The following is a 9775-nucleotide window of genomic DNA, read 5'->3' as shown; positions in this document are numbered from 1 at the left end:
CGCTTCGGGTCAGCCCCGGCCGGTCGCCGAGGCCGGGAAGGCGCCCGCGGCGGCGGCCGTGAAAAGGAAGCCGCGCGCGAGATCGGTGAGGCGCTCCACGCCCTTCGCGCCCAGGTGCTCGTACGGGGCGGTGTCCATGCGGTCCGTCGCCTCCTCGACCTCCGCGCGGAGCGCCGTGCCCGCCTCGGTCAGCGCCGCTTCCTCGCCCGCGTCGAGCAGCCCGCGCAGCCGCAGCCGACCGGACGCCGCCTCCCAGTCGGTGCGGCGCCAGCCCCGGGTGGACAGGATCCAGCCGATCGCCATGCCCTTGCCGGTGGCCGTGTGGCTGACGAGCGATTCGAGCGGGTCCAGTCCGGCCGCGAGAAGGGCGGCGAGATGCGCGTCGCCCCGGTGCTCGCGCAGCAGGGTCGCGGCGTGCCAGAACGCCAGATGCGGCTCCTCGGGCACCGGCAGATCCGCGTGCGCGGCGTACAGCGGGCGGGCGTGCGGGGTGCAGGCCTCGGTGGCGCGCAGCGCGAGCCGGGCCGCCTCCGCCATCTCGTCGGAGGCGATGACCTCCTCGCCGAGCAACCGCCGCAGCGTCGCGTCCGCCGCCCGTATCCGGGCGCCGAGGACCACGTCGGGTGAGGCGGTCTCCCAGACGGCGGGCACATGGCGGGCCACCAGCACGGGGTTGAAGTTGTAGAAGGTGGCGCCGACGGTCCCCGCGCCCACCGCGCCGAGCGCGGCGGCCCGGGTCGCGAAGTAGACGGCGGAGGGGTCCTCGATGCCGATCCTCGCCATCTCCGCACCCAGGTCGGGAGAGAAGAAGAGGCAGGAGTGCAGTGGGTTGACGGCGTTGTGGCAGCGGCGCTCCGCGCGGGCCGGGAGAGAACTCATACCGGCACGTTACCGACTGGTCGGTACGGAGCGGAACCCCGGGGAGCGGGGCGATCCTCCACGGCAGGTCCAGCGTAGGCCGATCACAGGTCGAGGGCGGCCGACGGAGGGTCGACGGGAGGAAGGAGGGCGGGTCGGTGGCAGGAAAGGTGGGGTACTCGTCATTGCGGCCACCGTCGCCCGCCGCCCAGGATGGCGGACGTGAAGCAGCGAACCGTGCTCGTCGTGCTCTTCGACGGCATCCAGAGTCTCGACGCCACCGGCCCGATGGAGGTCTTCGCCGGGGCCTCCCGGGCTCCGGGTGTCTCCTACGTCCTGCGGACCGCCTCGCTCGACGGCGGCCCCGTCCGGTCCACCAGCGGCCTGACCCTGATGCCCGACAGCGGCCTGGCCGACGCGCCCGTACCGCACACCCTGCTGGTGCCCGGCGGACAGGGCACCCGCGGCTCCCACCCGGAGCTGACCGGCTGGCTGCGCGAGCACGCGCCGCGGGCGGAGCGGCTCGTCTCCGTGTGCACCGGCGCGCTGCTGCTGGCCGAGGCGGGCCTGTTGGACGGACACCGGGTCACCACCCACTGGAACTACTGCGAGCAGTTGGCCCGCGACTACCCGGCCGTCCGGGTCGACCCCGAACCGATCTTCGTACGGGACGGGCGGCTGGCCACCTCGGCGGGCGTCACCGCGGGCATCGACCTCGCCCTCGCGCTCGTCGAGGAGGACCACGGGCGCCACCTCGCCCTGGACATCGCCCGGCACCTCGTGGTGTTCCTGCGCCGTCCCGGAAACCAGGCCCAGTTCAGCGCCCAGCTCAGCGCCCAGACCGCCCGGCGCGAACCGCTGCGCGAGGTCCAGCACTGGATCACCCAGCACCCGGACGCCGACCTCGGGGTCGACGCCCTCGCGGCCCGCGCCCGGCTCTCGCCCCGGCACTTCGCCCGCGCGTTCCGGGCGGAGACCGGAACGACCCCGGGGCGGTACGTCGAGCGCGTCCGCCTGGAGCACGCCCGCCGGCTCCTGGAGGACACCGCCGACGGCGTCGAGCGGGTCGCCCGCGCCAGTGGCTACGGCACCCCGGAAGCCATGCGCCGCGCCTTCGTGAAGACCCTCGCGACGGCGCCGGCCGAATACCGCCGCCGCTTCCGCACCCCCGCGTCCAGCACCTGACCGCCGACAGCACCGACACCGCCACCGCATCCGCCACCGACCGAACCGAGAGGCAGCTCCCGTGCAGATCGCCATTCTGCTCTTCGACCGATTCACCGCCCTGGACGCGGTGGGCCCCTACGAGATCCTCAGCCGGGGGCCCGGCGCCGAGCCCGTCCTCGTCGCCGAACGGACCGGCCCCGTCCGCAACGACAGCGGCAGCCTCGCGCTCGTCGCGGAGAAGACGCTCGCCGAGGTGCCCTCCCCGGACCTGGTGATCGTCCCGGGCGGTCCCGGCCAGAGCGACCAGATGGAGAACGAGGTCCTCCTCGGCTGGCTGCGTTCGGTCGACGTCACCAGCACCTGGACGACGTCCGTCTGCACCGGCTCGCTGCTGCTGGCCGCGGCCGGGCTCCTGAAGGGCAGGCGGGCCACCTCGCACTGGCTGGCGCTGGAGGCGCTGAAGGAGTTCGGCGCCGAGCCCACCGGGGAGCGCGTCGTCCTCGACGGCAAGTACGTCACCGCCGCCGGGGTCTCCTCCGGCATCGACATGGGGCTGACCCTGCTCGGCCGGATCGCGGGCGACGACGTGGCGCGCTCGGTGCAGCTGCTCACGGAGTACGATCCGCAGCCGCCCTACGACTGCGGATCGCCGGAGAAGGCCCCCGCCGCCCTCGTCGAGGAATGGCGGGCCAGGAGCCGTCACATCACCCGGTAGGGCCCGTGGTGTAGGTGAAGCGGGGCGCGCGCCGCTCCAGGAAGGCGGCGATGCCCTCCGCCGCGTCATCGCTGCCGCGCGCCTCACCGGCCCAATGGGCGTCCCGGTCCGTCCGGCCCGCGGCGAACTCCTTCGCGGCGGCCTGGGTGAGCCGGGACCGGGACGCCAGGATCCCCGCGTACTCCTGGATCCGCTCGTCCAGACCGCCCACGGGCAGCACCTCGTCGACCAGGCCGGTGCGCAGCGCCCGTTCCGTGCCGATCAGCTCGCCGGAGAACAGCAGGTGCTTGGCCGCGGCCGGGCCGACGAGCGCGACCAGCCGCCGGGTCGAGGAGGCGGGGTAGACGATGCCGAGCTTGGCCGGGGTGACCCCGAAGGAGGCCCCCTCCTCCGCGAACCGCAGATCGCAGGCTGCCGCGAGCTGGCTGCCGCCGCCCACGCAGTAGCCGCGCACCGCGGCCAGCGTCGGCAGGGGGAACGCGGCGAGCGCGTCCTCGGCCACCACCGCCAGGTCCCGGGCGGATTCCGGGCTCTCCCGCAGCGTGGAGATGTCGGCTCCGGCGCAGAAGGTGTCCCCGGCTCCGGTCAGCACAAGTACCCGGACCGCCGGATCGGCCGCGAGCCGCTCCAGCAGCTCCGGCAGACCCCGCCACATCGCGGTGGTCATCGCGTTGCGCTTGGCGGGGTTCGCGATCACGACGGTGGCGACGCCGCGCTCGACGGACGTGATCAGGCGGGGTTCCGTACGGTCCATGCGCCGGATGCTATCCGGAGGGTTCGAACCTATGATCAAGAAGGGGGCGCGGGGCGGGCACGCACCGTAAGGAGTCGTCGATGAACGAACCCACCGCCGAGGGCCGGAAGCTCAGCCGCAGTTTCGGCTGGCTCGCGCTGCTCGGGGCTCTGCTGGTGATCGCGGGCGTCATCGGCCTCGTCTACACCGGCGTCGCCACTCTCACCTCGATGCTGCTCTTCGGCTGGCTGCTGCTCGTGGGCGGTCTGGTCGGGCTGCTGCACGCGATCGAGTCACGCGGCACGAACTACTTCTGGCTGGGCGTGGTGGTCGCCGCCCTCAACATCGCCGCGGGCGTCGTCGTCATCAAGCACCCCGAGGGCACGGCCGAGGCGCTGACCATGTTCGCCGCCCTGCTCTTCCTTACCGGTGGGGTCTTCCGGCTGGTCGGCAGCGTCGTCGTGCGAGGTCCGCAGATGGGCTGGACGCTGCTGCAGGGAGCCTTCGGCCTGCTGCTGGGCCTGCTGGTGCTGTTCGACTGGCCGCACAGCAGCCTCTACGTTCTCGGCTGCTTCTTCTCGCTGGCCCTGCTGTTCGACGGGCTCGGCCTGATCGCCATCGGTGTCGGCGGCCGGCGCATCGTCAGCATGGTCTCGGAGAGGCTCGATGAACCTGCCGCGACCACTGCCCCGGACGAGCCGAGCACGTCACCAGAAGACGGGCAGAAGTAGTCCCTGTGCGTCCAGGGATACCCGTGTTTGGTCAAATAGCGCCGATACCTGGCTACTTCCGATCAGTGGCACGGTCGGGACCAGGCCATTCCCAAGACTCTTTACTCGACGGTCAGTGCAGTGCGAGTGAGAGCTGGTGCCGGACGATGGAGAGCCTCGGGAGTGCCCCTGCCGACCCCGTGTCTTACGAGGGGGTGTGGCGCTTCACGGCCTCCGCCGTGGACGCGTCCGTGCCGAGCGCCCGGCACGCCGTACGCGACCTCCTCGACCGGCAGGGCGTGCCGATCGAGGACGACATCCTCCAGGGACTCCTGCTGATCGTCTCGGAGCTGGTGACCAACGCCGTCAAGCACGCGGCGCTCCTCTCGCCCGAGCTGGCCGTCGAGGTGGCCATCGCCGCCGACTGGGTCAGAGTCTCGGTCGAGGACAACCACCCCTACCGGCCCACCGCGCTGGAGACGGACTACGCGCAGACCGGCGGCCGGGGCCTGCTGCTGGTCAAGGTGATCACCGCGGAGGCGGGCGGCACCTGCGACGTCGAGCACACCGCGAGCGGCGGGAAGATCATCTGGGCGGCGCTGCCGTTGAAGACGCAGCTCTGACCGCCCCGTACGGAGACGAGCGAGGGTTCACCAGCCCGCCGAGGGGCCCGTCAGCTCACGGATCGCCGGCCGCGCCGCGTCCAGCACCGTCATGAACCACGCCGAGAACGGCGCCCGCGTGTGCCGCTCGGCGAGCTCCGCCGCCGTCACGAAGGCCGTCTCCTCGACCTCCTCGGGGTCCGGCTTCAGCGCCGTCTGCGCCATCCCCACGAACAGGTGGTTGAACTCCTGCTCCACCAGACCCGAGGCCGGGTCCGGATGGTTGTAGCGGACCGTTCCGGCCTCGGCCAGCAGCGAGGGGGAGAGCCCCAGCTCCTCGTACGTACGCCGGGCGGCGGCCGCGAACGGGGCCTCGCCCGGATAGGGGTGCCCGCAGCAGGTGTTCGACCAGACGCCGGGGGAGTGGTACTTGCCCAGTGCCCGGCGCTGGAGCAGGAGCCGCCCCTGCTCGTCGAAGAGGAACACGGAGAACGCGCGGTGCAGCTGCCCGGGGGCCTGGTGGGCCGCCAGCTTCTCCGCGGTGCCGATGGTGGTGCCGTTCTCGTCGACCAGTTCGAGCATGATCGCTTCTGCGGTGCCGTTCGACGAGCTGTGCGTCGCGGTGGCTGGTGTGATCGGCATACCCATCCTTCGCTTTGGTCCCCGGCCTCGTGCGCCGGGCCCCTGGAGTCCGGTCAAGTCTGCCGTACAAAAGCCGCTTGTCCGCACTTCGGGTGGAGGCATGTCCGCCCCGCCGCGGCCCCCGAGCGCGGCGGGACGGACGGGCCGTCAGACCCCGAAGGCCGCCGGATAACGGATCACGCCCGCCGGAACAGGGACGGAATCGTCCAGTACCAGGGCCATCATCGCCTCGTCCGGCACCTCGAAACCTGGCCGGATCCCGTAGCGCGAAGCCGGCACGAAACCGAAGCGCGGGTAGTACTCGGGATGACCGAGCACCAGCACCAGCGCCTCGCCGCGCAGCCGGGCGGCATCCAGCACCGCTCGCACCACGGCCTGCCCCGCACCCTGCCGCTGGTACGCCGGAGAGCTGGCCACCGGGGCCAGTGCGAGCGCCGGGGCGTCGCCGACCCGGCAGCGGGTCAGCAGCGCGTACGCCGCCGGGGAACCGTCCGGGGCCTCGGCGATGCGGCCGAGGCCGGGCAGCCAGGCCTCGGTGTCGGCCCGCAGGGCGTCCACGAGGTCGGCCTCGTCCCGGGTCGGGAACGCGGCCGTGTTGACCGTGTGCACGGCCGCACGGTCCGCCGGTGTCTCCGGACGGGTGGTCCACCGGGGGTCGGCGGGGCGCAGCACGTACGCGGCGTAGCCGTACTCCGTGCCGTGCTCCCGCCGCACCGCCAGCTCCTCACGGGTGGCGGCGAGCGCCCACTCCATACCGGGAGCGCCCGGGTCGGCGCCGGCGGCCCGTTCGGCGAGCGGCACGTAGTACGCGTCCCAGTCGCTCTCGGGCTGGACCAGCACGGCGTCGACCGTGCAGCCGCCGGCGACGGCGGCCGCGGTGGTCTCCGACAGGGTGCGCAGGGAGCCGTTGCGGTCCCAGAAGTCGCGCGCCCCGGCGGACGGCGCGTCCGTGGTCCAGACGCACTCGGAGATCATCATCGAGCCGCCCGGGGCCAGCAGGCGCTGCCAGTCGCGGACGGCGGTGTCGAACCCGACGCAGTACGCGGAGCCCTCGGCCCAGATCAGGTCGAAGGACCCCGCCGGGAACCGGGGGCCGGTGAGGTCGCCCATGTCCGCCCGGACGGTGCGGACGCGGTCGCCGAGGCCGCGAGCCCCGGCCGCCTCGCGCAGCTCGTCCAGGAACGGCTGGTGCAGGTCGACCGCGGTCACCTCGGCGCCCGCCTCGGCGGCGAGCAGCAGAGCGGCCCGGCCCGGCCCGCAGCCCAGGTCGAGGACGCGCGGACGGTCGGGCAGTGGGCCGGCGAGAGCGAGCAGCCGACGCGTGGTCGCGTCGGAGCCGGGGCTCTGCCGGGGGAGACGGTGGTGCAGGGTGAAGAGCGCCTCGGTGCGCGAGGCGCTGTCGGTGTGGTCGGTCAACGTGGGAACCCTTGGGTGTGAGGGCTCCGGCCCGATCCGGGAAGAAGGGGACCTAGCCGGAAACCCGGGAGATGAGGAAGGACCGATTGCCGCGCCGGGAAGGCGTCGTCGCGACCGTCATCAACCTCAGCTCCTCTCGAAAGGGTCCCGGTGGCACCGGGTTCCGCTCCACCGCGAGACTCGAACGTCTCGGCGATCCCACATTAGCACCGGCTGAGCCCGGCGCTCGGGGGTCGCCTCAGTGGCAGAGCCGCGCCTCGTGCTCCGCGTGACCGCTCGGCTCCAGCTGGAAGGTGCAGTGCTCCACGTCGAAGTGGTCCCCGAGGCAGCCCTGCAGCTCGTGCAGCACCTTCTCGTGCCCTATCGAGTCCAGCATCTCCTGGCGCACCACCACATGGGCGGAGAGCACCGGCATCCCCGAGGTGATCGTCCAGGCGTGCAGATCGTGGACGTCCAGGACCCCGGGCAGCTCCGTGATGTGGGCCCGTACCTCCGCCATGTCCACACCCTTGGGCGCCGCCTCCAGGAGCACGTTCAGGGTCTCCCGCAGCAGCTTCACGGTCCGCGGGACGATCATCAGGCCGATCACCAGGGAGGCGATCGGGTCGGCGGCCTGCCAGCCGGTCGCCATGATGACGCCCGCCGAGATGATCACGGCGAGCGAGCCCAGGGTGTCGGCCAGCACCTCCAGATACGCGCCCCGCACATTCAGGCTCTCCTTCTGCCCACGCATCAACAGGGAGAGGGAGACGACATTGGCCACCAGACCGACGGCGGCGAACATGATGGCCAGGCCGCCCTTCGTCTCGGCCGGGGCGATGAACCGCTCGACCGCCTCGAAGACCAGATAGCCGCCGACCCCCAGCAGCAGCAGACAGTTCGCGAGCGCCGCCAGGATCTCCGCGCGGGCGAAACCGAAGGTGCGGTTCGGCCCGGCCGGACGGTTGGCGAAGTGGATGGCGAGCAGCGCCATCCCGAGTCCCAGGGCGTCGGTGGCCATGTGGGCGGCGTCCGCGATCAGGGCCAGTGAGTCGGAGAGCACCCCGCCCACGATCTCCATGACCATCACGCTCAGCGTGATCCCCAGGGCCACCCGGAGCCTGCCCCGGTACGCGGCGGCCGCCGTGCCGGTCGGGGGCGGCCCGCCGTGTGTATGCCCGTGATCGTGGCCAGCCCCCATGCGAAACGCCTCCAGGTCCGTGCGACGGCGCCGGTGCGAAACCGCCCGACGAGGCCAGTGAACTACGGGTGGGGGGTATGAGGCAACACGGTACTGAACACCGTTGTCATGTGCCCTGACCTGCGAAAACGTTCCGCAGGTCAGGGCGTCGGCGCCGTCACCGACGCCACCCGCGACCGATCACGAACGGGCCTCGGGATGGCGCAGGCACCAGCCCTCCCAGGCCGACTCCACCATCTCGCGCACGCCTCGCCGCGCCGTCCAGCCCAGCTCCTCGGTGATCCGCGCGGCCGACGCCACCGCCCTCGGCGCGTCACCGGCCCGGCGCGGCTCGACCACCGGCTTCAGGGTGTGGCCCGTCACCTCGCCGATCACCTCGGCCAGCTCCCGTACCGAGACGCCCTCGCCCCGGCCGACGTTCAGCGTCAGGTCGCCGGCGCCCGTCTCGTCCAGCCGCCGCGCGACGGCGAGATGAGCCTCCGCCAGATCGGCGACGTGGATGTAGTCACGGACGCAGGTGCCGTCCGGCGTCGGGTAGTCGTCCCCGAAGATCCGCGGGGCCTCGCCGCGTGTCAGCCGCTCGAACATCATCGGGACGATGTTGAAGACCCCGGTGTCCGCGAGCTCCGGCGCGGCCGCGCCCGCCACGTTGAAGTACCGCAGGCAGGCGGTCGAGAGCCCGTGGGCCCTCCCGGTCGCCCGCACCAGCCACTCGCCGGTGAGCTTGGTCTCGCCGTACGGGTTGATGGGCAGGCAGGGCGTCTCCTCCGTGATGAGGTCCACGTCCGGTACGCCGTAGACGGCCGCCGAAGAGGAGAAGAGGAAGCGCCGCACGCCCGCCGCGACCACGGCCTCCAGCAGCACGCCCAGCCCGGCGACGTTCTCCCGGTAGTACAGCAGCGGCTTCTCCACGGACTCGCCGACCTGCTTCTTCGCCGCGAGATGCACCACACCGCTCACCGCGTGACCGGTCAGCACCCGGTCCAGCAGGGCACGGTCCGAGGTCGATCCCTCGACCACCGTGACGGCGTCCGGCAGCCGGTCCACGATGCCGCTGGAGCGGTCGTCGAGCACCACGACCCGCTCGCCCGCCGCCACCATGGCCCGCGCCATGTGTGCCCCGATGTATCCCGCCCCGCCTGTGATCAGCCATGTCATGACCGCCAGCCTAAGGGCCCGTCGTTCGGATCATGCCGGGCTCGTCCGACGGCAGGGCCCTGGCCCCGCCCGCCCACCGGCGTCGGCCGGCGGTTTGTGGGCCGGGCCCCCGATCGATGATGATGATCGCCAACGCCGCCCAGGCGTGCGGGTCCACGCGTACAGCGCGCGAACGGGCGGTGAACTCGGCCTTCCGTTCATCCGATAGCCTCAGCCGACACGCCGCCGGCCCGCCTCGTGGCCGTGCCACCGTGTGTCGTCCACGTCAGTGCCAAGGAGTGAGTTCGTCTGTCGACCGCCATTCTCACCGGTACGCCGGTACCCGGGTCGTCGCTCGCGGACGATCTGCGATCCCTGGGATTCGACGTGCAGAGCGCCGCTGACGCCGCTGACGCCGCGGCCCTCCTCGCCGCCGTCCCGGCAGGCCGCCGGGTCGCCCTCGTCGACCCGCGTTTCGTGGGCCACGTCCACGCGCTGCGGCTCGGGCTGACCGACCCGCGCTTCCCCGCCGCCACCGTCCCCGGCGCGCTCACCGCCCAGCCCGAGGCGCGCGGCGCCCTGCTCCAGGCTTTGCACCGCACCGCCGCCGCGGTC

Annotated in this window: 10 protein-coding genes and 1 pseudogene; 5 read left to right on the top strand and 6 right to left on the bottom strand. The window is 72.6% G+C overall.

Features of this window, described 5'->3' with window-relative positions; translation table 11 throughout:
- Positions 1–9: 9 nt before the first annotated feature.
- The gene (locus CR470_RS31795) at positions 10–879 is read right to left on the bottom strand and encodes an SCO6745 family protein (protein ID WP_097870936.1); all 870 of its coding nucleotides are present in this window, start codon (positions 877–879) and stop codon (positions 10–12) included.
- A 201-nt stretch (positions 880–1080) separates the two neighbouring features.
- Between CR470_RS31795 and CR470_RS31790 the strand changes: the two genes are divergently transcribed.
- Both CR470_RS31790 and CR470_RS31785 read left to right on the top strand, forming a co-directional pair.
- A complete protein-coding gene (locus CR470_RS31790; protein ID WP_097870935.1) occupies positions 1081–2043 on the top strand; it encodes a GlxA family transcriptional regulator in 963 nt (320 codons plus the stop codon).
- A 61-nt stretch (positions 2044–2104) separates the two neighbouring features.
- Positions 2105–2740 carry a DJ-1/PfpI family protein gene (locus tag CR470_RS31785; RefSeq protein ID WP_097870934.1) on the top strand — a complete coding sequence of 212 codons (636 nt, stop codon included), beginning with the start codon at positions 2105–2107 and terminating at the stop codon, positions 2738–2740.
- On the opposite strand, the gene CR470_RS31780 is transcribed toward CR470_RS31785, so the two are convergent.
- Positions 2730–3494, bottom strand: coding sequence for an enoyl-CoA hydratase/isomerase family protein (locus CR470_RS31780; protein ID WP_097870933.1), 765 nt, complete (start codon positions 3492–3494; stop codon positions 2730–2732). The genes CR470_RS31785 and CR470_RS31780 overlap by 11 nt on opposite strands.
- Before the next feature lie 80 nt (positions 3495–3574).
- Between CR470_RS31780 and CR470_RS31775 the strand changes: the two genes are divergently transcribed.
- Together CR470_RS31775 and CR470_RS31770 are read left to right on the top strand one after the other, a co-directional pair.
- The gene (locus tag CR470_RS31775) at positions 3575–4204 is read left to right on the top strand and encodes an HdeD family acid-resistance protein (protein ID WP_097870932.1); all 630 of its coding nucleotides are present in this window, start codon (positions 3575–3577) and stop codon (positions 4202–4204) included.
- Positions 4205–4350: 146 nt separating this feature from the next.
- Positions 4351–4806: an ATP-binding protein gene (locus tag CR470_RS31770; protein WP_097870931.1), complete on the top strand. Its 456-nt coding sequence runs from the start codon at positions 4351–4353 to the stop codon at positions 4804–4806.
- Positions 4807–4833: 27 nt separating this feature from the next.
- Here the strand turns inward: CR470_RS31770 and idi are convergent, their stop codons facing one another.
- The 4 genes from idi to galE form a co-directional block, all read right to left on the bottom strand.
- Entirely contained in the window at positions 4834–5427 is a 594-nt protein-coding gene (gene idi, locus CR470_RS31765; protein WP_097870930.1) for an isopentenyl-diphosphate Delta-isomerase, read from the bottom strand.
- Positions 5428–5574: 147 nt separating this feature from the next.
- Positions 5575–6843: a bifunctional class I SAM-dependent methyltransferase/N-acetyltransferase gene (locus CR470_RS31760; protein WP_097870929.1), complete on the bottom strand. Its 1269-nt coding sequence runs from the start codon at positions 6841–6843 to the stop codon at positions 5575–5577.
- 238 nt (positions 6844–7081) lie between these two features.
- On the bottom strand, positions 7082–8023 hold the full coding sequence (locus CR470_RS31755; RefSeq protein ID WP_097870928.1) for a cation diffusion facilitator family transporter: 942 nt from the start codon (positions 8021–8023) through the stop codon (positions 7082–7084).
- Positions 8024–8203: 180 nt separating this feature from the next.
- A complete protein-coding gene (galE, locus tag CR470_RS31750) occupies positions 8204–9181 on the bottom strand; it encodes a UDP-glucose 4-epimerase GalE (RefSeq protein ID WP_097870927.1) in 978 nt (325 codons plus the stop codon).
- A gap of 366 nt (positions 9182–9547) precedes the next feature.
- Between galE and CR470_RS31745 the strand changes: the two are divergent.
- Positions 9548–9775 (top strand): annotated as a pseudogene (locus CR470_RS31745) (CDP-alcohol phosphatidyltransferase family protein); the annotation flags it as partial.

The sequence above is a fragment of the Streptomyces sp. rh34 genome (genome assembly GCF_002551245.1).
Taxonomy (GTDB): domain Bacteria; phylum Actinomycetota; class Actinomycetes; order Streptomycetales; family Streptomycetaceae; genus Streptomyces.
Note: the sequence above shows the minus strand (reverse complement) of the source record. Positions and strands in the feature narration are given on the sequence as shown.

What these genes read in the sequence shown, in the direction of transcription:
- CR470_RS31795 (WP_097870936.1), bottom strand. Translation starts at nt 879, where the DNA reads ATGAGTTCTCTCCCGGCCCGCGCGGAGCGCCGCTGCCACAACGCCGTC.
- CR470_RS31780 (WP_097870933.1), bottom strand. Translation starts at nt 3,494, where the DNA reads ATGGACCGTACGGAACCCCGCCTGATCACGTCCGTCGAGCGCGGCGTC.
- CR470_RS31775 (WP_097870932.1), top strand. Translation starts at nt 3,575, where the DNA reads ATGAACGAACCCACCGCCGAGGGCCGGAAGCTCAGCCGCAGTTTCGGC.
- CR470_RS31770 (WP_097870931.1), top strand. Translation starts at nt 4,351, where the DNA reads ATGGAGAGCCTCGGGAGTGCCCCTGCCGACCCCGTGTCTTACGAGGGG.
- idi (WP_097870930.1), bottom strand. Translation starts at nt 5,427, where the DNA reads ATGCCGATCACACCAGCCACCGCGACGCACAGCTCGTCGAACGGCACC.
- CR470_RS31755 (WP_097870928.1), bottom strand. Translation starts at nt 8,023, where the DNA reads ATGGGGGCTGGCCACGATCACGGGCATACACACGGCGGGCCGCCCCCG.
- galE (WP_097870927.1), bottom strand. Translation starts at nt 9,181, where the DNA reads ATGACATGGCTGATCACAGGCGGGGCGGGATACATCGGGGCACACATG.